Raw genomic sequence first — 25,776 nt, forward strand, 5'->3', positions numbered from 1 at the left:
CGCGTGCATCTCCTCTATCTCGCGGAAAGTATAGCCCGAAGCATATAACTTGACTGCCTTGCTTTTTGCATCCATGCGGACTCCCAACCGGACCTAGATTGGTCCAACTTTTCGTCCGCCCCCCGTGGGAAAAGCGTGACAAACAATGCGGTTGCCTGTCACGATGCGGTTGCCTGTCACGGTTGCCTGCCACGCCATGAGGTTTTTGTTGCCGGCGGCGCTTAGGGGCCGTCGCGCCGTACAATTCAATGGCATCTAAATTACCTGGGGCTTTGCGAAGCCAAGAGGGAAGGGCGGCTTCTATGTGCGGGATTACCGGTTTCTTCGGCGGGCATCGGTCCGACTCGTTCGACGCGGCTGCCGTCATTCGGAGCATGATGGCCGCGCAAACGCATCGCGGGCCCGACGACGAGGGAACCGCTGCGCTTGCCGCCGAAGGCGGTGCGCTGCGCATCGCGCTCGACCGGGATATTCCGAATGCCGCCGGCTATCTGGGATTCAATCGCCTGAGCGTGCGCGATGTCTCGCAACGCGGCCATCAGCCGATGGTCAGCCGCGACGGCAATTCGGCCCTCATCTTCAATGGGGAGATCTACAATGCCGATGAGCTGCGCGAACGCTACCTTGCGGATGTGCCGTTCGAGAGCACGGGCGACACCGAGGTGATTCTGCGCTTGTACGAGCGCTTCGACTTCGATCGTACGGTGAGGCTGCTCAACGGCATGTTCGCCATCGCGATCGTCGATGCTTCCACCCGCACGCTTTTCCTCGCGCGCGATCGCGTGGGAATAAAGCCGCTGTACCTGTTCAGCGACGAATCCACGTTCGCCTTCGCCTCCGAGATGAAATCGATCACCAACTCGGGGCTGGTGGTTCCGCAGCTCGATATTGCCGCCTACTACGAAACGGTCGTGTTCAGCTTCTGCCATGGCCGCACGCTGGTGAAGGGCGTGCGGGAGCTACCCCCCGCAACGATCATGGAGGTCTCGCTCGACACCTTTTCCTGCGACGAGCGCACGTACTGGCGCGCGACCGACGTCCTGCTATCCGCTGAGCGCATCGGGCTGGCGAAGGCGCAGGAGATGCTGCCTCAGGTGCTGCGCGATTGCGTGCGCAGCCAGATGGTGACCGACGTCGCCCTGGGGTGCCAGCTTTCCGGGGGCGTGGACAGCTCGCTGATCACCTATGAGATGATGCAAAACCGCGCCTCGCTCGACAACGACAACCTGCACCCGGTGGGCATCGGCGTGATCGGGTCCGACCCGAAGCTTTCCGAGGAAAAATGGATGCGCCACGCCCAACAGGTATCGGGCGTGGAGCTGCGGCTTGTGCAGGTGAGCGACGAGCTTGCCATCGATGACTGGCGCGATGCGGTGTGGCACATGGACATGATTCCCGCCATGTCGAGCGAAATCGGCGTGATGGAGCTTGCTCGGAAGGCGCGCGAGCAGCTGACGGTGCTGCTGTCCGGCGAGGGCGCTGACGAGCTGTTCGCCGGCTACGATCGCATCGTGCGCAACGTCGCGCTGATCACCCAGGCGGACCTGGGCGGGGATGTGCGCGCTCTCGCCGCCGATCTCAACGTACGCAGCTACGCGGGGAACACCTACGATACGGATATCTCATTCGCCGAGGATCAGCTGCTGTTCAACGGGGACGGCATCGATCTCCGGGTGATCGAACGCTGCTGTCCCGGCCTGCGCCGCTACGAGCAGGAGATTCTCGCGCCCCGCTTGGCGAAGATCGCAGACTTGCGCAAGATGGGCCTGGGGCTATGGGACTTGATGCGCGTGTACGATTTGGAAGTACGCATGCCCGCCCTGCTCATTCGCCAGGACAAGATGACCATGGCCTCCTCGATCGAGAACCGCGTGCCGTTCCTTGACAACAATATGCTCGAATTCGCCTTCTCGCTTGCGCCGGAGTGCCTTGCTCGCAAGGTGGGCGCTAAGATTCAAGGGAAATACGTGCTCAAGGAGCATGCGGCGCAGGTGTTCGGCCATAACTTCGCATACCGGCCGAAGATCGGGTTTTCCATGCCGGTGGATCGCTACATCCGCGCCATCTCCGAGGCGGAATGGTTCGAGCCGCTTCGGATCGATCTCGAGAGCAGCCCGGTGCTCGATGCGAAGGGCGTGGCGAGCCTGCTGGATGGCATGCCGCAGATGAAGACGTTCGACGATTCGACGATCCTTTTATGGCGCCTGCTCTCGCTCGGAATATTCCAAGACGAGTTCATCGCGCAGGAGTAGGCGTGCCGTCAGCGCGATCATTCCTCATGGGATCGCGCTTATTGCGGGGACGCTCCTGAATATTCCAGGATATCGTCGGGCGCTGCCATCCCCCTGCTGCTTCGCCTACCCGGCAAGCTAGCATGGCCGGGGCTGCTTGCAGGTGCGCAGCCGATCATCGCGGCGCGTGCGATTCCCCCGACCGAGCTCAAAATCATCGGGTCGATGGGGAGGGGGAATGCCGAACGGCATCTTGCAAGGAATCCAAGCGGGGCGGCAACTCAAATGGAATTCCGCTTGCGACGTTGGAAGCTCCTTATGGGTTTGCGGATGGCAATGGCGGCATGCGCGATTCCCACAGCCGTCGAAGCCGGGTTGATGCGTGGGGGATGCCGAACGGCGCCCAGAGGGAAGAAGCTTAGCGCGGCGGCATGGCAAACGGGTTTCGCGTATGGTGCTGAAAGATGCCGCCCAGGCATTCGGCGCCCCTTCCGCGCCGGGCGATCATGCCCTCGGGCGGAGGCGCCGTACCCGTTCCGGCCCTTCCCGTCGATGCGCCGCTGCCGCCCGGTTGCGGCCGATTGCGTCAGTAGATGCTGATCGCAGCGACGCCGTTGCCTTCATAGCGGATGCTGAGCGTCTGCCCGGCGCTGTTCGATGCGCACAGGTAGTCGTCGTTCTGGGCTTCCACCGCAGAGTATCCTGCGTTCACGCATGCTTGGCCGTATTCTTTCAGCTTGGACACGGACATGTCATTCACATAGATGCTCAGGCTGGTTGCGCTCGCGGACTCGATGTAGCACTTCGAAGAATCGGGTTGGGGGATGGTGTCGGCGACGGTTCCCGACGGCCAGATCATCGCGCTCATCGGCTTGGGCGCCTTCATGCGGATGTCCATCTCGTTGAGGCTTCGGTAGAGGTTGACGGAAACCTTGTATCCATCTTCGTTGAATGCCTCGAACGATGTGGTGTAGATAGCCGGCTCGATGGTGTAGCCGCTTTGCCGGTATGCCGTCACGTAGGCATTGAAGTCATCTTCCGTGGCGTTCGCCAAATCGATGCTCAGGCGCTCGCTTGTGTTGGAATACACGTATGCCTGCGTCAGGTTGGACGGGGGGATATGCTCTGCGAGCACGGCGTCGCTCCAATCGAAGTCGGAGTATACGTGCGACGAAGACGTGCTGCTGTCGGGGCCGGCCGCATACGCCCATGGGACGATGAGTACGACCGCGAGCGCCATAGCGGCGGCGCGCCTCTTGCCCGCGCCCGGTCCTTGCGCGAACGCATAGGCGAGCAATCCGAGCTGGATCAGCGCGACGGCGCCGGCGGGGAAGCCGATGGCGAAGCTGGCGCAGGTGGTGACCACGGCGAGGGTTATGAGGATGATCAGCAGGATCTGCGCGACGCTTACGCGCCCTTCTTTCTTAAGGATGCACCGCGGTGTTTTCGGAGCGGGGTGCTTGGCGGCTGCGCTGGAAAGGATCTTCTTGAACGCTTTCGATACCGCGCGGGCGGCGCGTTCGCTTTCGTTTTCGTCGAGCAGGTCCGAAACCGAAAAGCTGCTCCCGCAGTATTCGCAGGTGACGAACTCCTGGCCAGCTGAATCTATTTTCAGCGGCGCCCCGCAGCTCGTGCAGATGAGCGGTTTGTCCTTGTCGGTCGAATGTGTTGCCACGCTAACTCTCTTTCCCGGGTTCCGATGGCCATTGTAACGTATTGGCGAAAGCGCGCTGCGCCCGTTCGCTTGCGAGCGCTCTCCGTACCGGTTTCGTGGGCGGCGATGGAATCCTGCCTCGGAGCCTCCTTTTCCGCCGCCCATGCCCGGAAGGAAGCGGGCGGCGGGGTTCGCCGACCTTCTGCTCCGCTTGGCCACCGCCCGCGCCCGAAAGGGGATGGCGCCCCTCCGTCATCCCCGGCACCGGCTGCTTCCCCGTTTTTTGCCGCGCGCACGATGGCGCGAGGGCTGCCGCCGCACGATGGCGCGAGGGCTGCCGCACGTCAGATCACGTGCGTTCGCAGGAACGCGTCGGGCAGATTTCGCGCGCACGGAATGCGATGATTGTGTACCCTGTAGGGGCGCCGGCATGCGGATCGTTTTGGGGGAAGCGGGCAAGCGATTGCGGCGCGGGGAAAGCGATACCGAATGAAGGAGCGGATGCCTCCCATGGCTTTGAAGAGCGATGAGCGTCGCCTGCGAGATCACACGCTGATGCTGAAGAACGTCGAGGTTCTCGATTTCCGGTACGACGGAGATGCCGAGCATGTCGTTTCTCTCGGGCGTATCGTCCATCCAGAGCTCGCGCCCCCGGGTGCCTGCGCGGCCCCGGGGTATCCGACGGAGAGGGCGCTCTCCTTGTGGCTGGCAGCGCGCGCTGTCCCGGACGATCGGTTCGATTGGGACTACATGGGGCAGGTGCAGGGGGCGGGAAGCCCCGCCGCCCTCCTTTTCAAGAACCTTGGGCAGGGTTTGGCCGACCAATACTGGTTCAAGCCGACCGGCTCCGCAATCGATTGGCACGACGTCAATTTCTTCGAGAACGAGTTCGAAGGCGACGTCGATGGGATCGGTCCGGGGGCGGCGACCCCGGGCTCGCAATTCAAATGGTGGGAATGCCGCGACGGCGCGCGCCGATTGTTGAAGTTGGCGGGCGATTCGGAGCGAGAGCCCTTCGCCGAAAAGGCCGCCACGGCGCTGTTTCGCCGGCTGCTTGCGGAAGGGGAGTATGCGCCCTGCGATATTTCGTTCGAAGATTACGGCACGTGCTCGGTAAGCACCAGCATCGTCGATGAGGATACGCATTTCGTTCCGATGCGCGATGTCATCCGATGCTATGCGGGGGCGGATTTCGATGGCGGCTACGCGGAATGCCGCGACCTCCTTTTGAAACTGGGCATCGGCGATGCGCGCGAGCGTCTTGCGAAGATGATCGTTTGCGACTTTCTGGGGGCCAACACGGGGAGAACGTTCGAAAAATTCGGGTTGATCCGTTCGAGCGCAGATGGGTCGTTCCTCCGCTTTGCCCCTCTATTCGGCCACAGTCGGTATTTTTATGTCGATGCTGATAAGGAGAATGATTTCACTGCGGGGGTGTATCCGCACGCATCGCAGCCGTTTTCCTCCTTCTCGTGCGAGCAGCTTTCATTTGCCGAGGACTTCGGCTGGTTCGACCCGGATGCGCTCGACGGCTTCGAAGACGAGCTCGCTGCGATTCTCGGGGAGAACGACTCCGCCCCCGAATGGTTTGCCAAGTCGGCGGCGGATCAGTTTATTCTGCAATTCTCGCACGTCATGGAAGTCGGCTTCTAAACACGTGCGGGAACCGCCTGATGGCGGCTCCTATTTCGCGGATTGCTCGAAGAACAGCTCGTACCAGCGGATAAACACGTAGATCGACCAGACGCGGCGCCAGAGCGAGGTCTTGTTCCCGCGGTATCGCAGCTTATGCCAGAGGTTCGATTTCCCACCCGTGAACTCGCCGAACAGGGCCTGCAGCTCCTTGGGCTCGAAGAACTTCGCCGCAGCCTCGCCCTTGAACGCGCGCTCGATATCCCCGTTGTAGGCGGGGTCGGCAAGCCAATCGCGGATGGGCACGGGGAAACCGAGCTTCTTACGGTAGGCGACCTCGTCAGGCAGCACGCGCGATGCGGCTTTGCGCAGCGCGATCTTGTTTTCGCCCGCGTTCGCCTTGAAACGGGAGGGCATGCGGCGGGCGATATCGAATATGCGCAGGTCGCAGAAGGGCATACGGATATCGAGACCGGTACCTTGCGCGATCTTGGTCGAGTTGAGCAGTATGCTTCCCTCGAAATAGCTGCGCAGGTCGACGTAGAGCATCCAGGAGACGGTGTCGTATTTCCGGCCGCCCGCCCCGCGCTTTCGCATGAAATAGCTTTCCGAGCGATTCTTGTGGAAGCGCTTCAGATAGTGCTTCTGGTCGAGGTCGCGCATTGCCCGCGTCGCCCCGAAGTAGACGGGGTCGGACTGCTTCTCGAAGCGCGCGGCGTCCTGGTAGCCGTTGTATCCGGCGAAGAACTCATCGGCGCCTTCCCCGGAAAAGCACAGCTTGGTGCGCGATGCCACCTGCTTGCACGCGCAGTAGAGCGCCAGGCCGGCGGCATCCGACGTCGGCTGCTCGTAGGCGAGCAGGAATTCGTCCAGCGTGGCGAAGAAGTCCTCGGGTGTCACCTCGATTCCCTCGAACCCACGGCCCAGATACTCCGCCGTCGCGCGGGCCTGGTCCTCTTCGTTCGCCTCCTGGTTCTGATAGGAGACGCAGTAACCGGTTTTCGCGCGGCTCTTCGCCAGCATATACGACGAATCAACCCCGCCCGAGAGGAAGCTGTCGGGTTCTTCCCCCTCGTCGCAGATGGAAGCCATGCTCGCGTCCATTGCGTCGGAGATCTCGTCCGCCCAATCGTCGAGGGTTTTCGTCTCGTCGGGTTCGAAGGAGAGCTCCCAGTACCTTCCCAGCTGCAGGCCGCCTTTCCCGAACTTCAGGAACCCGCCGGGCTCCAGCTTGTTCACGCCCGCGAACAGGGTTTCCTCGCCGGGGACGTAGGAGAAGCCCAGGTAGAACTGTATGAGCTCCTCGTTGAGCTCGCGTTTGAAGCCGGGCTGGTCGAACAGGTCGCGGATCTGCGTGCCGTAGAGCAGGTCGCCGTCGGCGGTTACGTAATAGAACAGCAGCTCGGCGCCCAGTATGTCGCGCGCGCAGAACAGCTCGTCGGCTTCGGAATCGTACAGCGCCACGCCGAACTGGCCGTTGATGTGCAGCCCCATCCGATCGCCCCATGCCTGGTAGGCGGCGACGATGAGCTTCTCCTCGCGCTCGCGGCGCGTGCATCCCGCTATCTCGGCGCCGAGCTCCTCGGCAAGCTCTTTATGGTTGCGGATGAGCCCCTGGTACGCTTTCAGCTCTATCATGCACGCCCCTCTCCTCCGGGTGTTCTCGCTCTGCAATTCGTGATGCAGCCATTCTAATACGTAACCGTTTGGCCGCATCGAGGCGAAGGATTTCTTCGCAAACGCTTAGAGAATGTACCCCAGATGCATTTCGGGCAGGTTAACTCTCCCCGCGTCTGCGCTCCGCCTTCGCATTCTGTGCGAGTATCCCGCGTCGATGCCCTCGCCCACGTCGAGCTTTCCCAGGGCGTTTGGCGGCATCCATGCTTTTGGGGGTTGTTCGCGAATCTCTTCGCGTGGTCCTGCCTATGGCGAAGCGACCGCTTGTTGAGAATGCGGGGCGCGAAGCGATCTGCTTCATGGCCGCCATCGGGCGAGCGAGATAGAACCGCCGATGCCATGGTCGGCGGCCCGTTCAAGCCGTGTGGAAATGCGCTTTCGAGCTAGACGATATGACCCGCTGGTTAATTCCGCCAGCCCAAGGACGGCATGCTGAGCGCCGGAGCGGCTCGATCCCCGTTCGCGCACGCCTGCGCCCGCTCGGCTTCCGCCGCTTTGGCGCTCAGCATGCCATCCCCGGCCAAGGCAGAATTCATCAGTGCTTCTAGAATCCGATTTTGGCCTCGTCTTCGGGTTCGAACAGCTTGCGGTTCAGGCTTTCGTCGGGCTCGATCCCGTGCTTCTCCACATAGCCCGTCAATGTCAGCGTCAGCGCTCCGTCGCCCGTCACATTGCAGGCGGTGCCGAAGCTGTCCTGCAGCGCGAAGATCGTCAGCATCAGCGCCGTACCCGTGTCGCCGAAGCCCAGCACGCCGGTGATCAGCCCGAGCGATGCCATGACCGTGCCTCCGGGCACGCCGGGCGCGCCGATGGCGAAGATCCCCAGCAGCAGGCAGAACAGGATCATCGTGCCCACGCCGGGAATGGTGCCGTAGAGCATTTTCGAGATGGTCATGACGAAGAAGACCTCGGTCAGCACCGAGCCGCACAGATGGATGTTCGCGAACAGCGGGATGCCGAAGCTGACCATGTCCTTGCGTAGCGGTTTCGCCTTGCCGGCGCACTGCAGGGCAACGGCAAGCGTGGCGGCGGAGGACATGGTGCCGATGGCGGTCAGGTATGCCGGGCCATAGTGGCGGAGAACGTCGAGGGGATTCCTCTTCGAGTACACGCCCGCGATGCCGTACAGCAGCGTGAGCCAGATATAGTGGCCCACGATCACGATGAGCACGACCACGAGGAAGACGGGCAGTTGCTTGGTGATGGATCCTTCGTACGCCAGCCCGCAGAACGTCGCGGCGATGAAAATCGGCAAGATGGGGATGACGACACGCGTGACGATGGCGAGCACGATGCGCTGGAATTCGTCGAGCAGGCGCGGGATGAGCTGGGCGCGCGTCCATACGGCGGCGAGTCCGATGAGGATGGAGAACACAAGCGCGCTCATGACGCCCATGATCTGCGGGATATCGAGTTGGAAGGGCACTTCGGGCAGCATGCGGAGCCCGTCGGGGTTCGTGTCGATCGACAGGTTGGGGATGATCGCATAGCCCGCACCCATGGAGAACAGCGCCGCCCCTATGGAGGAGATGTAGGCGAGGATGAGAGCGAGTCCCAGCACGCGGCCTACGTTGCTGCCAAGCTTTGTGATGGACGGAGCGATGAAGCCGATGATGATCAGCGGAACGCAGAAGTTTATGAACTGCCCCAAGATGTACTTGATCGTGATGACGACCAGTATGAACTGCTCGTTGGCGACAAGCCCGATGAGGATGCCGGCGATGACGGCAACTAGTAGGATAAAGGGCAGGCTGGTTAGAATCTTCTTCATGGTGTGCCTTCGGAAAGAGGATATGGTAGCGGGAGGCATGCTACCACAAAAGGCGCATTCTGTTCCGCAACCGCTGCGGTGCTCGTGCGAGCGGTGCTTGGGGGCGTTTTCGCGCCGCGGTATCCCGAAGGAGGCATCCGTATTTCGCCCCAAGTGTGGCAATACTTTGGATTCTACGAATACATGATAAGGTTTTTGCATAATGTGCGGTTTTTAATGAATCTAAGAGTAGCGAATCGTGTGGATAACTAACCTATCGGGAGCTGCGGTAATGAGCGTCAGACATGAGCAAATGGCGAAGCACCCTTGCAGTTTTGGGCCACTTTTCCTCGTCCCTGCGGACTCGGAAGAGGTACACGAACCAGTTCAGGTAGGACTGGAGGTTCACCTTCTTCATTCCCGGGAACCTGAACAGGTATCGTCTGAGCCACGAGCAGAGGTTGTTCACAAGCCCCATCGCCTCAAGGTACGTCGGGTCGTTGACGTCGGCCTTGTAGGCCTCGTCGGTGCACTTTGCGGCCTTCACGAGAGAGGGGTGAGAGCGCTCCATGTCGTGCACGATCACCGAACCCGGCGCTATGTGCGAGAGGAGCGCGTCCTTGATCCGCTTGGAGGAGGGCCTGCCGTGCCCGCAGACCACGACGACCGCGTTCTTGAACGCGTCTATCGCGACGGCGATGCAGATCTTGTTCTTGGACAGGCCCCTCTTCTGGACGAAGCCGGCGCTGCGCACGATGTCGGAGTCGGTCATGTAGAGCTCGTCGATCCAGACCCGGCCGCTCAAGACGAGCCGGTCCTGGTAACCGTCGATCGTGGCGAAGACGCGGTGGCGCCACTCGAAGGCGGTCGTGTGCGCGACCTCGCAGACCTCTGCGATGAGGTCGATCGGCGCGTTGTAGCACATGCACGTGATGAAGCGCTCCCATACGGGGAGCTCCTTGTTCACGTGCTCGAGCACCGTCCCGGTGAGCGCGGAGAAGGGCTCGCCGCATGCAGGGCAGAGCCACCTTTGGCGGCCGGCCGGCGTGCTCCCGTTGCGCGTGCAATCCGGGAACCCGCACGAAGGGCACGGCGGATGTGGGCGCCAGAGATCGGCTGCTTCGGAAAGCCTGCCCACGCCGATCAGCTCCCGGCAATGCCTCTCGGCGATGGCGGACCTGAGCAAGTCGAATTCGCGGGCGTCGAGAGCGGAGACCATGCCCGCATAAGGGTTGGAGGCAACCATGGCGAATTCCAATCCGCCCAAGCGGCCATCCGGTCTGGAATGTCGCCAAACATAGGGCCAGATGGCCACTTGGGCAAATCTATGTTTGGCAAGGCCATGTTACCATTGCGATTTAGAGGCGAGACCGGGAGTCACTTCTTTATCCGCACGATTCGCTACTCTCGGATTAATGAAAGGTGTGTATGCGGGTGCGCGGTCGGGGCAATCGATCCCCTGTGGGCGGGAACTCGCACGAGGTTTCGCCACGGGGAAGGTTCGCTTCGGTTGCGCGCAATGTCTTTTTCCCCTCCGTCATCGTCCTCGTGCTGCTCGTAGGCGTGGCGATTGCGGCGCCCCAACAGATGAACGCGTTCATTCAGCCTATCTCGGATGCGATCGTCACATCGTTCACCTGGTATTACGTGCTGGTCGTAGCGGCGATGGTGGTTTTCGTCTTCGTCGTCGCGCTGTCCCGCAAGGGCGATATCGTGCTGGGCAAAGACGAGGACGAGCCCGAGCATTCGCTCGGTTCGTGGTTCGCGATGCTCTTCGCGGCGGGCATGGGCATCGGTTTGGTGTTCTACGGTGCCGCCGAGCCCCTTATGCAGTTCGCCAACCCTCATCCGGGGGTTCCCTTGGAGGTGACCCAGCGCGCCTAAAGCGCGATGACGACGAGCATCTTCCATTTCGGGTTGAGCGCGTGGGCCATATACGCCGTCGTTGGGCTCGCCGTCGCCTACGCCATCCATCGCAAGGGGCGTTCCGTATCGCTGCGCTGGACGCTTTCCTCCGTTTTGGGCGAACATGCCACGGGGAAGGCGGGCGATGCGATCGACATCGTCGCCACCGTCGCCACGCTCATCGGCGTCGCCACCTCGCTCGGCTTCGGGGTCATGCAGCTTTCTTCCGGCGTGGAATACCTTACCGGGATCGAGCTTTCGAAGTCGCAGGTCATCACCATCGCCGTTGCCATCTCCGCCTTGGCGGCGATCAGCGTGAGCTCCGGGCTCGACCGGGGGATCAAGTTCCTCTCCGATGCCAACCTCGTGATGGCGGCCGTGTTCGCTGTCATGGTGGCCCTTTTGGGGCCCACGCTGTTCGTGCTCAACGGCATCGTCCAGGACGTCGGCGACTATCTGGCCCGCATGCCCTCCCTGATGATGCAGACGCTGCCGTTCGGCGGGCAGGAGGGCTCCGACTGGATGGGCGCGTGGACGGTGTACTATTGGGCATGGTGGATTTCCTGGTCGCCCTTCGTCGGCATCTTCATCGCTCGCATCTCGCGGGGGCGAACCGTGCGCGAATTCGTCATGGGGGTCGTGCTGGTGCCGACGCTCGTCACGCTGATCTGGTTCGGCGTGATGGGAGGGACATCGCTGTACCATCAGATATTCGGCGGCGTGCAATTCATCGGCGCCGATGGCGCGGTGGATGCTTCCAGGGCGCTGTTCCAAATGCTCGACAACCTGCCGGCGAGCAAGATCCTGTCCGGCGCCGCCCTCATCATCCTCATCGTGTTCTTCGTCACCTCGTCCGATTCCGGCTCGTACGTGATGTCGATGCTCACCACGGGAGGCAACACCACGCCTCCCATGTCGGTGCGCCTGCTGTGGGCTATCCTCACCGGCGCGGTCACGGCCAGCCTGCTCGCGGCCGGCGGGGAAGGGCTGCAAGGTACCGCAGCCCTACAGACGCTTGTCATCATGGTGGCGCTTCCCATGAGCGTACTCATGATATGCATGGGCGTTGCGCTCTGGCGCGACCTCTCGGTGGAACACGAATGGATCGTGCGCCGCGAGAGGCGCCTGCTTCGATCGCGCTTGGTGGAGGACACCGTCGCTGCGGTGGCGGAGCAGATGGACGACAGCGTGCGGTCCACGGGCCGCGTGGAGCCCATCAGCCTGCCCGAACCGCTGTGGGCATGGCCCATCCGCAAACAGGGCAAACCGTTCCCGCCGCTCATGCTCCCCAAGATAATCGGGAAGGATTCCAAGGATGCGGGGGATGGCGAACCGGACGATAAGGGAGCACAATAACCCCTGCTGCAGATATCTGCACGCCATGTCGAAAGGGCGGGAACCATGCCGGGAATCACACGGCAACAGCTTATCGACCACGCATGCGCCATAGCGGCGCAGCATGGGATCGCCGCGCTCACGATCCGCGGGCTCGCGCAGGAGTGCGGGGTGTCCACCGGCGCGGTGTACCTGCATTTCAAGACGAAAAGCGAGCTGAGCGTCGCGGTCATCGAGACGTTTTTCCGTCGCAAGCTGTTCGCCGATTTCTGCCTGCCCAGCGGAGGGTTCGACTACCTTGAATTCTGCAAGCGCGTCGATGCGGAGATCGAAGACGCGATGCGCGAGTTCATGACGAAGTGGCTGCGCGGCGCCGAAGCGTTGCCCGCGAAGGAGGTGCAGGCTGCAAAAACGCGCGAAGCGGAGGTCATGGAGCATATCCAACGCGGGCTCGTGTACGCGTTCGACCGCGATCCCGACATCGACCGCGACGCGCTGCCTGAAGGGGTGGACGGCGCATCGATAAGCGCGCTTGTCTTAGATGCCATCGTCAAGCGCGTGCGGGGTCAGGGAACGTGCGACGCGGTCTTCTACCTCCTGGAACGCGGGTTGTATCGGAACTAGCGCGCGATTTCGGCGTCCTCAACCCGCGCGCTGGTTGCCCTCTGCAACCGTGCCCAGAACCGCCTCGACGTGCGTTTTCGACCTGCTCGGGCTTTGCTTTAGCTGCCTGCGTCCCCGACCAGGTTCATCTGCGGCAGTCCCTTCTCCGTTCTGCGGACTTTGCCGCCTGCCTTCGTTTTCGATAACAGATGCGATCTTCTTCCTGGTCTCGACTCTGCAAAGGGCTTCAAGCGGTTCGGGGCATTGCCTGCCGTTCTCGGGGCGCCGTGCGGGCGAGTCCGTGCAGCCCGGCTTTTTTGATTGAAGCCCACCGTGACCATAGCCGGCTGATCGGCGTTGCGGAAGAGGAATGCCGCGGTGCCCGATGAGGGCTTTCGACACTGCGGGAGCCGCTCTCGTAGTGTCGCCGGTGGAGCCAACTTCGGAGGTTTTTAGCCTTACTTCGATCTGGAAGTCCGAAATAGGTCCTTTTAGCGCCAACTTCGGGGGTTCCCAGCCTTTTCGTAAGCTATGAAAAAAGAAGAAGATCGAATGGGCAGCTGCAACCTGGGGAAACTTGGTTGATTTCTCATCGACCTGAAAAGATCAGGTGGCGAAAGGGCTGGAAACCCCCTAAGTTGGCTCCAGGACCTTGATTTTCGTAATGCCAGCTTGCGAAAAGGCTGGGAACCCCCGAAGTTGGCTCTGCTATGGGCGGCGGCTTCTGCTCCCGTTGAGCTCCTTATTTGAAACGGCGAAGCGGCACGAGCCAGAGCGCGAGATCGCCGAACGTCACAAGCAAAAATGTGGGCAGGAAGTGCCAGGGGAGCGGCGTGCCGCTGACTTGGGTAGCCGAAATCACAGCGAATGCGACAATGATGATGAGCTTAAGCGAGATCACCAGCGCCCGCAGGCATCCGTACACCCGCACGCGGTTCTCGTCCGTCACCCGCACTCCCGTGTTCCATATCTTGGGATGCCGTTCGACCCACTCGAACAGGATGAGCATGAGGAGCATGACAATGGGCGGGAAAAAAGCCCGAGCCTTCCCTCCCCATGCGTCGATGGTGCCGTCCGCTCCATAATGGGTGGGGATGATGTCGGGCATGGTTACCCAGCTCAGCAGCAGATGCACGAAAGTCGCTGCCGTGATGGCCGCGCATATGAGGGAAATCGCTGTCGAAATCCGATCCCGTTTCATCGGCACCTCCCCGAACGTTCAACCGGTCAAGTTTACTGCTTCTCCTCCGCTTGGTTCAAGAATCGCTTGCAGTCCGTGCGCCAAGCAGAGGGCTGTTTTGCTAGATTGCCTTCGCCGTCTGATGTGGGGGAGGCGTGAAAGAGCTGAACATCGCATCGTTGATGTTCAAATAGGACTCCGTAGGATGAAGGTGCCACATGAAATGCGCCGCTGAATCCGGCGCCCATCCTAAGGAGCACCAATGTCCACCACGCTTGCATTCGCGACGAGCGCAATCACGCTCGCCCTCGTCCTGTACACCATCGGCGTCATGTGGGAGCGCAACAGCGAAAGCGGCTTGCGCCCCGTCCATCTGCTGTTCTTCATCGGCGGTCTCACCTTCGATGCGATTGGCACGTCATTGATGGGCGCGATTGCCCAGACTTCGGACGCGGTTGCCTCGACGCATCTGATCACGGGCTCGCTGGCACTGGCCCTGATGCTGGGACATGCCCTGTGGGCGACCATCGTCCTTATCCGCAACAATCCGGAAAGCAAGCAGCGCTTCCATAAGTTGAGCACGGCGGTCTGGCTGTTCTGGCTGGTCCCCTACGCAGGCGGCATGTTCATGGGAGTGCCCGCCCTGCACTTCGGCGACGCGCAATCCCTGCTCGCCGCCACGGCGGTTGCCGGGGTCGTCGGCATGCTCCTGATGCGCAAATCCCTCCGCGCGTAAAACGATCCGGAGCGCGGCGACACCGTCGCGCCCCTGCTGCAGGCCGGCACGTGCTGCATGGATTCCGGGCGGCGGTGATTTCACCGCCTGTTCTGCAGCATGGATCCTGACATGGCGTGAAGATGTCGGCGGGTGGCTTGCAATCGTGCCGTCTCATGCCACCGCGTGCCGCGCCCTAAGCGTCTTCTTGGTGGGGTACCCATGATCTTGCCCGCCGCCGCATAGTTGTAATCCGACGCGGCGAGTGCATCCGAGACTATCCGTCTTTCCTCGCGTTCGTACATACGACGGCAGCTCTTTTTGCTGCAAATGGGGTGATGTTTCAGTGATGTACGTGACTGGCGATATACACGGTGTCTTGCTTGGCTGGCTGACTGACAGGGGGCCGCTCCGTTCCCTGTGCATTTCCGCTGACCTGCGCGTGCGCTACACTGGGCACAGCTTGAAAGAGGGGTTGTTATGAAGACATTCGAGCTGAGCACGCCGGCCTACGATCTGATCGACATCACGCGGCAGGTCGAGCAGGCGGTTGCGGAGTCGGGCGTGCAGGAGGGGCTTTGCTGCGTGTACTGCCCGCACACCACTGCCGCGATCACCATCAACGAGAACGCGGATCCTGATGTGGTGCACGATTTGCTGCTGGCTCTGGGCGACACGTTCCCCGATCGCGCCGCCTTCCGCCATATGGAAGGGAACAGCCACGCCCATCTGAAGAGCAGTGTGATGGGGTGCAGCGAGACCATCCCCGTATCCAGCGGCCGCCTGGCGCTGGGCACGTGGCAGGGCGTGTACTTCTGCGAATTCGACGGTCCGCGCCATCGCCGTTTCTTCGTGCAGGTTGTCGGCAGCTGATGCGCGCCAGAAAAGGAGAACGAGCATGGACCTGAAAGAGAACAGCCTGGTCTGGGCGCGCGAGAAGTGCCTGGGTACCCAGAGCCCGAACCCCGGTGAACTGCTGGAGGAGCTGATGGCGAATCCCAAGTGCGCGGCGTTCGGCCCGGCGCACCACTTTCTTGTCGGCGCGGCGCTCACCACGAGCCTGGATCGCGCGAAGGACGAAGGCGGCGCGAAGCTCGAGGCGGATTTGGAAGAGCTGTTCGCCCGATCGTTGCAGCTTCCCGGTGCCGCCTGCGCCAAGTGGGGAATCTGCGCCGCCGCGATCTCGGCCGGCATGGTGTACTCCATTGCCGCTGGCACCGCGCCGCTCAAGCGCGAGGGCTGGAGCGAAGGCCAGGCCATGGTCGCTTCTATCACCGCCCAGATTGCGCAGGCGGGCGCGCCCCGCTGCTGCAAGCGCGACGCGCGCATCGCGGTCGAGCATGCAACGGAAGTCTTCACCCGCGACTTCGGCGTAGCCTTCCCACCTGTGAAAGGTCCCCGAAAAGCCTGCGCGGTCGCAGATCAGAACACCGTCTGCATCGGCACAGCCTGTCCCTACTTCGCCTCCGACTCGGCCTAACTCGTCAAGCGTCAGGTTAGGTTGATGTGGCAGTATCCGTCGGGGTGCTTCTTGAGGTAGTCCTGGTGTAGGGCTCGGCTCCATCGCAAGCTGGTTGACCACCTCCCTTACGTGAGGCTAGATGCGCCAATATCGAGGCTCGTCAATTCCGCATCGGATTTCTCCGGCTGGTTTGCGCTATATATCGGTCCGCCAACTTTTGGGCGCCTGTTGGGGTGCGCATGAGATGGCATGGTGGCTTCCCGATTTTTTACGATCTGGGAAAACACGCGTTGCGTTTGCTTTCCCCGTCCCATTTTTCGGAAACAGGAGCTGACCAAGAATTGCGGACTGCAGATTCTGGCTCACAGACACGGAACGGTGCGATAATGAAAAGCGAAAAGGCAACCGGATGCTGAAGGAGGTGAGGCCGATGTCGAAGAAGCGCAAGCGAACGGGGAGGGAATCCCCAGTCTGGCACCGAAGCGCGGAGCAGGTGACGCTCGACGCGATGCCTAAGTACAACCCGTACGCCATCGGGCACGGAGTCCACGGCGACGTGAAGTACAATCGCGCTAAAGAGCGGAACACGTGGAAGCGCGAACAGCGACAGGAGGGGGCCTCTCGGGGCCCCTTCCTTATGGCCTTCTCTCCTAGAGGCCTCATTCCCCGCAGCTCGACGTTTGCAAGAGCAGCTCAAGGGCTATTTCGTCACGGGCGGTATGCCCGATGTGGTGAATGCGTGGGCACAGACTCACGATGTCGCCGAAGTCGAGCGCGCCTTGTCGGACTTGCTCGATTCTTACGAGAGAGACTTTGCAAAGCACGCCGGGGCTGCCCAGTTCGCGAAGATCTCGGCGATCTGGCAATCCCTTCCGTCCCAGCTGGCGCGCGAGGCGCATCGTCCAATATCCTCCCGAGCATATCTGGCAATCCCTTCCGTCCCAGCTGGCGCGCGAGAACAAGAAGTTCCTGTACGGGCTGGTGCGTAAAGGGGCGCGGGCGCGTGAGTATGAAGACGCTATAGAGTGGCTGCGCAGCGCCGGCCTGGTGCATCGCGTGGGGCGTATCGAAAAGCCCGGCATTCCCTTAAACTCCTATGTCGATAAGAAGGCCTTCAAGCTGTACAGCCTGGATGTTGGCTGCGTACGCAGGATGGCGCGCCTCGACCCTTCCGCCTACCTGCAGGGTTCGCGGCTGTTTGAGGAATTCGAGGGTGCGCTCGCGGAGAATTACGTGCTGCAGGAGCTTGTGGCAGAAGCGGGGGAGGAGCCTCTCTACTGGATGTGGGACAAGCCGAAGCACGAGGTTGATTTCATCGTGCAGCATGCAGGCAGGATAGTGCCGTGCGAGGTAAAAGCGGGCGGGAATGTGACCGCGAAGAGCTTGGCGTACTACCGGAAAAAGTACGCCGACCGAACCCCAATCGCTGTGCGCTACTCTCTTCGCAACCTGGCGCTGGACGGGGGTGTGCTCAACATACCCTTGTACCTGGCATCACGCACGTCCTGCTTGTTGGATGCTACGTTGAAGTCCTTCTAGAGCCGCGCCCCGCATTCGCGAATGCGGGGCGCGGTTTTTGGCTGCTGGGATGCTATGCTCTGACAAGCGAAGAACTCTGAGGAAAAGGGGAGCTTTCTCTCGTTTGGCATTTGATGGATAGATTTTACGATGCGGCAAAGACGATCGGAAGTACCGAATATTGTCGTAGGCGCTACGCTAAATCGTACCTATGCAGGTGGAGGTGCACATGGCGAACAAGAGGAAGGCTGTGGACGACACGGTGGTTGTCGAGCATCCTCGAGCGTGTGAGCGCTCCCAACGGAACCGGTTGATGCCTTCCGTGGGGGTGAATCTTGCTGTAAAGCAATTTTCAGTCGAAAATTGTGGTAGACTCACACAAAATTCCGCCGAATAATGTGTGTTTTAAATAAGGGAGGCTGCGATGAGGCGCTTTCTGATTGAGGAATTGGCCGTTTGGAAGGACTCGCCAAATCGCAAACCTCTTGTGCTGCGCGGCGCACGTCAAGTCGGGAAAACTTGGCTGCTGCAGGAGTTCGGAAGAACCCATTTCGAAAATGTGGCCTATGTGCGGCTCGAGGACAATGCGGCAATGGCGCAATTGTTCGATGGGTCGCTGGAGCCAGCACGACTGATTTCCGGCATATCGGCCCAGACGGGAGAGCGAATCGAGGAAGGGAAGACGCTTATTGTCCTCGACGAAGTGCAGGCAGTCCCTCGCGCTCTCACCGCGCTTAAGTACTTCTGCGAAGACGCGCCCGAATACGCAGTCGCCGTTGCAGGGTCCTTGCTGGGTGTGGCCCTGAATTCCGGCATCTCCTTTCCTGTTGGCAAGGTCACTTTCCTAGATCTCCATCCGTTGAATTTCCGCGAGTTCCTGATTGCCGTTGGGCAGGAGCGGATGGAACAATGCCTTCGCGCACATGACCTTGATATGCTCAACGTTTTCAAGGAACGATTTCAAGATCTTCTGCGCGTGTATTATTTCGTCGGCGGAATGCCTGAAGCAGTGAGCGCTTATGCAGACGGTCGGGGATTCGCTGAAATCCGCCAGGTGCAACAGGACATCGTGCAGGCATACCGGGGCGATTTCGCAAAGCATGCCGGCACCACCGTGGGGGAGCGCTGCCGCCTGATATTCGATTCATTGCCGCGCCACCTTGCCAAAGAGAACAAGAAGTTTGTGTATGGCGTGGTGAAAAAGGGGGCACGCGGACGCGATCTAGATGATGCGCTGCAGTTTTTGTGCGACTCGGGTATCACGGTGAAGGTTAATCGGGTGTCCCGCGCGGGCCTGCCTCTTGCCGCGTACGAGGATGAATCCGCGTTCAAGCTGTTTTGCGTGGACGTAGGCCTTCTGGGGGCGCTGGCCGGAGTTGGCAGTGCCATGATTATCGACGGGAACGAACTGTTCACGCATTTCAAAGGCGCATTGGCCGAGCAGTACGTATGCCAGCAGATCATTTCCGATTGCGGGTTCTTCCCCTATTACTGGTCTGCGGCAAAAAGCTCGGGTGAAATCGATTTCATTATCCAGCGCGGTAGCGAAATCGTGCCTGTGGAAGTGAAGGCCGAGGAGAATCTTCGGGCCAAAAGCCTGGCACAATTCTGCCGTGACAATGAGCTCGCAAATGGAGTCAGGCTCTCGCTTTCGGGCTATCGAGAAGAATCCTGGATGACGAACATCCCGCTCTACGCTGTTTGTTTTCTGCGGCCGTGAGACGCCGATTCGCCTCCTCTGGTGGTCCTGGGTTCCGCCGTGCGCGACCGTCTTATCCGGGTTGCCGAGTTCCTTTGCATGCGGGACAGGTAGCGCGGGAGGGATCGCGGACGGCTGCGGTGGTTGCATGAGGCCGTCGCGTCCGGGTGAGCGGCTGGGGGGCGGCCGGCCGGTGCGTTAGAACTCGCGGCGGGCGTAGAGTTTCAGGCTGATGCGCCAGCTGACCGCCAGCAACACCGCGATGACGGCGACCGTTATGGCAAGTAAGGCGATCAACACCCCCATCTGGGATGATGCAAGCTCCGGCGCGACGGCGTGCAGCGCGTCCTTGAAGTCGAAGAACGAGGCGATCTTCCCCGCCACCTGCAGCATGAGCCCCGCCGTGCACATGATGGCAAGCGGCAGGGCCTGCGCGACCAACGATGCCTCTTTCATAGCGAGCAGCGGTGTGGCGATCGCAGCGGCCAAGGCGGTGATGCAGGCGACGAAAACCATGATGATGAGCGAGAACGCCACCATGTCCATACCGCCCGTTATCGATGCGATCCCTTCGACTTCTCCGTGCAAATTCCCCGTTGCCGCACCGGCTGCGATGGAAAGCGCCCATCCGCAGAGTATGCCGCCGATAAGGCACAGGACCGTTCCCGTGTACCTGCCGTTGATGAGATCGCGTCGGGAATGCAGCATCGTCGCCCGAAGCCTTCCCCAGTCGTTCTTCTCGTCGACCGCCCATTGGTTGATGGAGAACGAATAGGGGATGAACATGGCAAGCGGCGCTCCCGCGAGAAACGGCGCATTTCCCCAATAGGCCATCAGGATGCCGACGATGGGGCAGAGGATGCAAAGCGAGAGGAGCGAATTCCTCATCGAGACGAAATCGGTTCTCATCGAGGCGTTCATAGCTCGTTCCTTCCCAATGTCATTAGCAGATACGTTTCGATGGTCGCAGGATCGCAGGGGATGCGGGGGAATTCCCGCGCGAACGCGAAGCGGTCGGGCACGAGCACATCCGTGCTGTAAGCTTTTTTAGCCACCTCCACGTTTTCGCGCGAGAGGTATCCCGATCCCTCGAGCGTTGCAAAATCGGCCGCGGAGCACCGCGCGATGCCGGCGAGCCCGCTGATGTCGTCTTTGGAGAGGGAGAACGCGATGCGCCCCTTATCGATGCACGTGATGGTGTCCGCGCATTCTTCCAGGTCGGAGGTGATGTGGGTGGAGAGCAGGATGCCGCGCCGCCCGTCCGAGACGAAATCTCGGAGCACATCCACCGTCTCCGCCCGCGCCAGGGGGTCCAAGCCGGCGGTCGCCTCGTCGAGCAGGAGCAGTTTGGGGACGTGGGCCAGGACGAAGGCGAGCTGCTGAATCTGCGTCATCGACGATGCTTCCTTCGGTAAGCGGCGGTGGGGCGCTGTCCGTCGTCGCAGACCACGCTCTAAGCTGTTGCATTGCTTTCCCGCGGCGGCGTCCGGCCCCGTCTCGCTTCCTTTAGCCGTTCTTCAAGTAGCCTCCCAGATAGGGGACGGCGAATGCTATCTTGCCGCGTCCCGCGGCTTCGATCACGCCCGCGTCGATAAGGCGGCGACGGTATTTTTGAGCATAGTCTTGCGACACCCCCATGCGTGTCGCAACATCCGCTATGGCGCTTGGCCCCTCGTCCTCCGCCATGGCGGCCAGGAAATCGGCATCGCGATGGGAGAGCGCTGCCAACGTCGTCTCGCACACATCCATCCGAAAATAGGCTCGCGCCTCGTCGATCGCCGCATCCAGCTCTTTTCGTTCGACTTTGCCGCTGTCTCGCGCATATGCGCAGATGTAGTGGCCGACGAGTTGGAGCATGTAGGGCGATCCTTGGACCGCATTCGACGCCTCGTGCCGCAAGTCCGGGGCAATGGCGACGCCGAGCTCATCGAACGCTTGGAGGAAGAACGCATCCACGTCGCCGCGTGCCAAGGGCGGGAGCTCCACCTTGCGGGCGCGGTTCAAAAACGTGAGAACCTTGTCGTTGAGCGTGGCGGAAACCGCGCCGGGCAGGCCCGCCATGACCAGGGCGACGTCGAGCCCCTCGCCCACGAGCTCCTGGTAAGCGATCACGAGCTGGCGGATCTCAGTCGAGCTGGCTTGGAGCTCATCGATCAGTATGACGATCCCCCGGCCTCGTTCGCTCAGTCTCCGCGCCAGGCTTGCGAGCTTGTACTCGAACGTCTTGGACTCCTGGACGTCGCGTGTGAACTGAAGGCCTGCCGAAAAGCCGAGGGCGCCCACCGAACCCCCTGAGACGTAACTCGTCTTATTGTGGACATATTTTTCCCCGTCGTCCTGCACCTTTTCGACAACACGCTCCAACATGCCCTCCGAGGCGATCGTGGGGGAAGCGACGACATAGCCTTGCTGACGGGCGCGATCTGCGAATTCCCACAGCAGCACGGTTTTGCCGCTGCCTCGTTGCCCCAGTACAACGATTGCACGGTCTTTGCTGCCGGGCTTTGACCTAAGAGCGCTCTCGAATGCGCGCAGGATCGGCTCGCGGCCGACGAGATGCGACGGGCGATTGCCGAAGGCAGGCGAGAAAATGAAATCGATGACCATGATGCCTCCATCTTTTCCTTTTTTCCTATTCTTTCCTTTTTTTCCTATTTGTCAATTTTCGCGTGCGTCGAGTGCATTCCGGGGTTGCCGTGCGTGCCGCAATGGCACTGCGCCCCGCAATGGCACTGCGCCCCGCGATTGACCGCAGGGCGCAGGGACTTCGGGGATGCGATTTGGATCTAATCGAGTTGTGCCAGATAGTATTCGAGCGATCGCCGCGGCATCTGGCCGGGTTGCGCTTCAACGCGGTTACAGGTTGCCGATTCCGACTCGTCCATGAGCGCAATGTCGTTCGCCGCTGCCGCAGCGGAAAGGGAGCCGCAAGCCGCAACCGCCTTGAGCACCTGCTCGTCGGTCAACAAGTTGCCTTTCTCGTCTTTCCATATGCGCATGCTACGATCTGCCTCTCCAGTCGGAAATGCAGGCGATCTTCAGGAAAGCTTCCGGTGCGTCCAGGTCGCCTTCGCGATGGAAGGCGTCGAGGGCGCCGTAGTACGCCAGACGCTGTTCTTCACGGATTGCCACGGGCGGGTGATTCCGTCGTAGCAGCTCGCGGTTCATAAGGAGCCGCGCAACGCGCCCGTTCCCGTCGGCAAACGGGTGGATTCCTACGAGTCGCGCGTGCGCGAACGCTGCAATCGTGAGCGCTTCCCACCACGCAACGCATCGGTTATGCGCAGCTTCGATTTGCACGGCGCCTCCTTGCGTGGGTATCGTACCATGGGAGCGACCGTTCGGCGTTGGCACCGGGGGAGAGCCCGAGGCTCTGTCATCGTAAGACGGGTTGCAGTAATCAGGGGCGTGCAGTGTTTGCGAAAAGGCAAGGACGCTCGCGGCGGAGGAGTCTGTCAGCTACAAGGTTTACGCGCGATGCTTATGAGGGGAGACTGTCTCGAAACTCCCTCTGAGACTTCTGTTCATATGACATATAGTGTTTCAATAAACATATAGATACTATGTGATGTATGCTTGAACAGATTGATAGGAGTTTCTAGACAGCCTGAGGGGGGCAAATCCGGACAGCCTCGATAACCGATAATCTCGCGAAGGAGGGGATGGCGGAAGGGGGCGGCATACGGGGCTTGGCATCGCCGCGGACTTGAAGAGGCGTTGCGGGGTGGATCGCGGAGAACGGTGAGCACGTGCTGCACGCAGAGAACCGGCGTACGCTGCAACAGGGTGCAAGCGCACTGCGAGACCTAGCGCTGCGACCCTTTCGGGGCGCGGCGAAGGATGGCTCCGACAGCCCAATGCAGGAAGAACGCCGCGATGTTGCAGAGCACTACGCTCGCGCCGGCGGGGGTGGAGAACACATACGACACGGTGATGCCGATCCACAGGCACGCCACGGAAACGACGGCCGAGCTGATGGTGACGCGGCGGAACGAGTCGTGCACGCGCATGGAGGTGAGCGCGGGGAACACGATGAGGCTGGAGATGAGCAGCGCGCCCATCAGCTTCATGCCCAGCACGATGACCAGTGCCGCCAGCGTGGCGAGCGCGGCGTTGTAGGCGCCGGTGTTGGTGCCCGTGGCCTTGGCGAACGACTCGTCGAATGTGATGGCCACGATGCGGTTGTACAGGATGACGAACACGATAAGCACCGCGACCGACACGATGATGGAGAGCACCACGTCGGTCTGCGAGAGCCCCAGGATGCTGCCGAACAGGTAGTTGTCCACGTCGGTGTTCATACCGGTGGACATGGAGATCACGAACACGCCCACGGCGAGCGCGCCCGTGGATATGAGCGCGACGGAGGCGTCGCCTTTGATCTTGCTGCCGTCGCTGACGCGCAAAAGCAGGAAGGCGGAGGCGACCACCACGGGGATCGCCACGGCAAGCGGCGCCGCGTTCACGGCCGTCGCCACGGCCATGGCGCCGAAGCCCACGTGCGACAGCCCGTCGCCGATCATGGAAAAGCGCCGCAGCACCAGGCTCACGCCCAGAAGCGCCGCGCACAGCGCGACCAATGTGCCCACGATGAACGCGCGCACCATGAACGGGTAGGAGAGCATTTCCGCAACAAGCGCCATCAGCGGCCCCCGCTTTCTTCCGCGCGGACGCCCAAGAAGGAGCGTCCCAGCTCCGTGGCAAGATACTCCTGCCGCGTTCCGAAGAACAGCTGGTCGAGCGAGAGGTGCAGTATGTGCGATGCGCGCGTGGCGGCGCACTGCGTATCGTGCGACACCATGATCACCGCGATGCCGTCCGCGTCGTTCACGGCATCTATGCGGTCGTACAGCTCGGTAGTGGCTTCGGGGTCCAAGCCCGAGGCGGGCTCGTCCAACAGCACAAGGCGCGATGTGGCGCACAGGGCGCGGGCCAACAGCACGCGTTGCTGCTGGCCGCCCGAAAGCTCGCTGAACTTGCGTTTGCGCAGGTTGGTTGCGCTCATGAGCTCCAGATTGTGTGCCATCTTGTCCCGGTGCGCCTTCTGGTAGAAGGGGCGGCGCCCCAGGCTGTTCAAGCACCCTGAGAGCACCACCTCCTCCACGCTCGCGGGGAAATCGGCGCGCGGCGCGCTCTTCTGGGGCAGATATCCCACCTCGTCCAGCCTCAGGCCGTCCCCGTACTCGACGCTGCCCGAAGCGGGTTTGATCAGCCCGAGCAAGCCTTTGACCAGCGTGGATTTCCCCGCGCCGTTTTCGCCCACCACGCACAGGTAGTCGCCGCTGTCCACGGCGAAGTTCAGTTTGCGCACGGCGGGCGCGCCATCGTATGCAAACGAGGCATCACGGCAGGATATCAAGCTCATGTGTTACGCGAGCGCCTTCCTCAGGGCATCGACGTTTTCGGTCATCATCGACATGTACGTCGCGCCCTCTTTCATCTGATCGGCCGAAACGTTATGGCAGGTATAGAACGTCAGGCGCTTCGCACCGGTGGATTCTGCGATAGTGTCGGCGATCTTACCATTTGAGAGCTCGATCGAGAACACGACGGGGATCTTCTCCTCTTTTACCTTATTGATCAGGAACGCCACGGTATCGGCGCTCGCCTCGGTGTCGGTGGCGCAGCCCGGGAAGGCGGCGTAGTAGTTCAGGCCGTATTCCTCGACGAAGTAGCGCAGGGGGAAGCGATCGCCGAAGACGATGGTCTTCCGGTTCGCGTTGTTCACCACGTCGCGGAATTTGCCGTCCAGCTCTTCCAGCTGCTTTTTGTACTCGGTCGCGTTCGCCTTGAAGGCGTCGGCATCGGCCGGCCGGGCGCTTGACATGCGATCGCACAGCGCATCGACGATGGCCTCGGCGTTCTTGGGCGAGGTCCACACGTGCTCGTCGATCTCGGCCTCCTCGCCGTCGGCGTGCTCATGCTCATGCTCGTGCTCATGCGCCTCTCCCTCGGCGTGCTCATGGGCTTCGCCGTCCGCGTGCTCATGCTCTTCCTGCATGCCCTCGACGGTCTCTTCCTCGACGGTCTTCACGCAGTCGACCAGCTTCAGGGTCTGGGGCGCCTTATCTCCCATGGACTCCAGGATGTCTTCCACCCATTCGTCGTTCTCGCCGCCCACGTACACGAACAGGTCGGCGTTCTGGATGGTCTTGATGTCTTCGGGGGTGGGTTCGTACGAATGCGCCTCGGCGCCGGGGGCCAGCAGCATCTGAACGTCGGCGCGGTCTCCGCCGATCTGCTTGGCGAAGTCGTACTGCGGGAAGATGGTCGCGACGACTTTGACTTTCTCGTCGCTCGAAGGGGTCGATGTGCTGCCTTGGCTCGAGCAGCCCGCCAAAATGGCGATGCACATGACAAGTGCCGCGGCGACGGCGATGATTTTCTTCATAGTCTTCTTTCTCTCTGATTAGTG

21 protein-coding genes and 3 pseudogenes are annotated in these 25,776 nt (G+C 61.3%); 10 read left to right on the plus strand and 14 right to left on the minus strand.

Annotated features, from left to right (window positions below; all coding sequences use genetic code 11):
- The first annotated feature begins 302 nt into the window (after positions 1-302).
- Entirely contained in the window at positions 303-2,252 is a 1,950-nt protein-coding gene (gene asnB / locus NOV21_RS09145) for an asparagine synthase (glutamine-hydrolyzing) (protein WP_283170742.1), read from the plus strand.
- A 565-nt stretch (positions 2,253-2,817) separates the two neighbouring features.
- Here asnB and NOV21_RS09150 read toward each other — a convergent pair.
- Entirely contained in the window at positions 2,818-3,906 is a 1,089-nt protein-coding gene (locus tag NOV21_RS09150) for a DUF6591 domain-containing protein (protein ID WP_283170743.1), read from the minus strand.
- A 489-nt stretch (positions 3,907-4,395) separates the two neighbouring features.
- Here NOV21_RS09150 and NOV21_RS09155 point away from each other — a divergent pair, with 489 nt between their 5' ends.
- A complete protein-coding gene (locus tag NOV21_RS09155; RefSeq protein WP_283170744.1) occupies positions 4,396-5,538 on the plus strand; it encodes a hypothetical protein in 1,143 nt (380 codons plus the stop codon).
- Positions 5,539-5,568: 30 nt separating this feature from the next.
- Here NOV21_RS09155 and NOV21_RS09160 read toward each other — a convergent pair whose 3' ends face one another.
- The 3 genes from NOV21_RS09160 to NOV21_RS09170 all read right to left on the minus strand — a co-directional run bounded on the left by NOV21_RS09160 (position 5,569) and on the right by NOV21_RS09170 (position 10,190).
- A complete protein-coding gene (locus tag NOV21_RS09160; RefSeq protein ID WP_283170745.1) occupies positions 5,569-7,155 on the minus strand; it encodes an asparagine synthetase B family protein in 1,587 nt (528 codons plus the stop codon).
- Positions 7,156-7,738: 583 nt separating this feature from the next.
- A complete protein-coding gene (locus NOV21_RS09165; RefSeq protein ID WP_283170746.1) occupies positions 7,739-8,965 on the minus strand; it encodes a dicarboxylate/amino acid:cation symporter in 1,227 nt (408 codons plus the stop codon).
- Positions 8,966-9,218: 253 nt separating this feature from the next.
- Positions 9,219-10,190, minus strand: a complete 972-nt coding sequence (locus NOV21_RS09170) for an IS1595 family transposase (protein ID WP_283170747.1) — start codon at positions 10,188-10,190, stop codon at positions 9,219-9,221.
- A gap of 215 nt (positions 10,191-10,405) precedes the next feature.
- Here NOV21_RS09170 and NOV21_RS09175 point away from each other — a divergent pair.
- Both NOV21_RS09175 and NOV21_RS09180 read left to right on the plus strand, forming a co-directional pair.
- Positions 10,406-12,205 (plus strand): annotated as a pseudogene (locus NOV21_RS09175) (BCCT family transporter).
- 45 nt (positions 12,206-12,250) lie between these two features.
- Positions 12,251-12,808, plus strand: coding sequence for a TetR/AcrR family transcriptional regulator (locus tag NOV21_RS09180; protein WP_283170748.1), 558 nt, complete (start codon positions 12,251-12,253; stop codon positions 12,806-12,808).
- 721 nt (positions 12,809-13,529) lie between these two features.
- Here the strand turns inward: NOV21_RS09180 and NOV21_RS09185 are convergent.
- Complete coding sequence (locus NOV21_RS09185) at positions 13,530-13,988, minus strand: DUF1648 domain-containing protein (RefSeq protein ID WP_283170749.1); 459 nt, start codon at positions 13,986-13,988, stop codon at positions 13,530-13,532.
- 241 nt (positions 13,989-14,229) lie between these two features.
- On the opposite strand from NOV21_RS09185, the gene NOV21_RS09190 reads away from it, so the two are divergent.
- The 6 genes and pseudogenes from NOV21_RS09190 (at position 14,230) to NOV21_RS09210 (ending at position 19,382) form a co-directional block, all read left to right on the plus strand.
- Positions 14,230-14,703 (plus strand): HsmA family protein, encoded by a 474-nt coding sequence (locus NOV21_RS09190; protein ID WP_283170750.1) that lies wholly within the window; start codon positions 14,230-14,232, stop codon positions 14,701-14,703.
- Between the two features lie 459 nt (positions 14,704-15,162).
- Positions 15,163-15,555, plus strand: a complete 393-nt coding sequence (locus NOV21_RS09195; protein WP_283170751.1) for a secondary thiamine-phosphate synthase enzyme YjbQ — start codon at positions 15,163-15,165, stop codon at positions 15,553-15,555.
- A 25-nt stretch (positions 15,556-15,580) separates the two neighbouring features.
- Positions 15,581-16,162, plus strand: coding sequence for a DUF5714 domain-containing protein (locus NOV21_RS09200; RefSeq protein ID WP_283170752.1), 582 nt, complete (start codon positions 15,581-15,583; stop codon positions 16,160-16,162).
- A 701-nt stretch (positions 16,163-16,863) separates the two neighbouring features.
- A pseudogene (locus NOV21_RS11425) lies at positions 16,864-16,929 on the plus strand (hypothetical protein); the annotation flags it as partial.
- 28 nt (positions 16,930-16,957) lie between these two features.
- Positions 16,958-17,683, plus strand: a complete 726-nt coding sequence (locus NOV21_RS09205; RefSeq protein WP_283170753.1) for a DUF4143 domain-containing protein — start codon at positions 16,958-16,960, stop codon at positions 17,681-17,683.
- Positions 17,684-18,086: 403 nt separating this feature from the next.
- Positions 18,087-19,382, plus strand: coding sequence for an ATP-binding protein (locus NOV21_RS09210; RefSeq protein WP_283170754.1), 1,296 nt, complete (start codon positions 18,087-18,089; stop codon positions 19,380-19,382).
- A gap of 177 nt (positions 19,383-19,559) precedes the next feature.
- Here the strand turns inward: NOV21_RS09210 and NOV21_RS09215 are convergent, their stop codons facing one another.
- The 9 genes and pseudogenes from NOV21_RS09215 to NOV21_RS09250 form a co-directional block, all read right to left on the minus strand.
- Positions 19,560-20,282, minus strand: coding sequence for an ABC-2 transporter permease (locus NOV21_RS09215; protein ID WP_283170755.1), 723 nt, complete (start codon positions 20,280-20,282; stop codon positions 19,560-19,562).
- Positions 20,279-20,755 carry an ATP-binding cassette domain-containing protein gene (locus tag NOV21_RS09220; protein ID WP_283170756.1) on the minus strand — a complete coding sequence of 159 codons (477 nt, stop codon included), beginning with the start codon at positions 20,753-20,755 and terminating at the stop codon, positions 20,279-20,281. The genes NOV21_RS09215 and NOV21_RS09220 overlap by 4 nt, the downstream gene beginning before the upstream one ends.
- A 112-nt stretch (positions 20,756-20,867) precedes the next feature.
- The gene (locus NOV21_RS09225; RefSeq protein WP_283170757.1) at positions 20,868-21,968 is read right to left on the minus strand and encodes an ATP-binding protein; all 1,101 of its coding nucleotides are present in this window, start codon (positions 21,966-21,968) and stop codon (positions 20,868-20,870) included.
- A gap of 179 nt (positions 21,969-22,147) precedes the next feature.
- Positions 22,148-22,360 (minus strand): hypothetical protein, encoded by a 213-nt coding sequence (locus NOV21_RS09230; RefSeq protein WP_283170758.1) that lies wholly within the window; start codon positions 22,358-22,360, stop codon positions 22,148-22,150.
- Between the two features lies 1 nt (position 22,361).
- Positions 22,362-22,493, minus strand: coding sequence for a hypothetical protein (locus tag NOV21_RS09235; protein WP_283170759.1), 132 nt, complete (start codon positions 22,491-22,493; stop codon positions 22,362-22,364).
- 39 nt (positions 22,494-22,532) lie between these two features.
- Positions 22,533-22,715: pseudogene (locus tag NOV21_RS11295) on the minus strand (Fic family protein); the annotation flags it as partial.
- Between the two features lie 452 nt (positions 22,716-23,167).
- Complete coding sequence (locus tag NOV21_RS09240) at positions 23,168-24,004, minus strand: metal ABC transporter permease (protein WP_283170760.1); 837 nt, start codon at positions 24,002-24,004, stop codon at positions 23,168-23,170.
- Entirely contained in the window at positions 24,004-24,726 is a 723-nt protein-coding gene (locus NOV21_RS09245) for a metal ABC transporter ATP-binding protein (protein ID WP_283170761.1), read from the minus strand. The genes NOV21_RS09240 and NOV21_RS09245 overlap by 1 nt, the downstream gene beginning before the upstream one ends.
- Before the next feature lie 3 nt (positions 24,727-24,729).
- Positions 24,730-25,752, minus strand: coding sequence for a metal ABC transporter substrate-binding protein (locus tag NOV21_RS09250; RefSeq protein WP_283170762.1), 1,023 nt, complete (start codon positions 25,750-25,752; stop codon positions 24,730-24,732).
- Positions 25,753-25,776 lie beyond the last annotated feature (24 nt).

It is taken from the genome of Curtanaerobium respiraculi (assembly GCF_024609215.1).
Taxonomy (GTDB): domain Bacteria; phylum Actinomycetota; class Coriobacteriia; order Coriobacteriales; family Eggerthellaceae; genus Curtanaerobium; species Curtanaerobium respiraculi.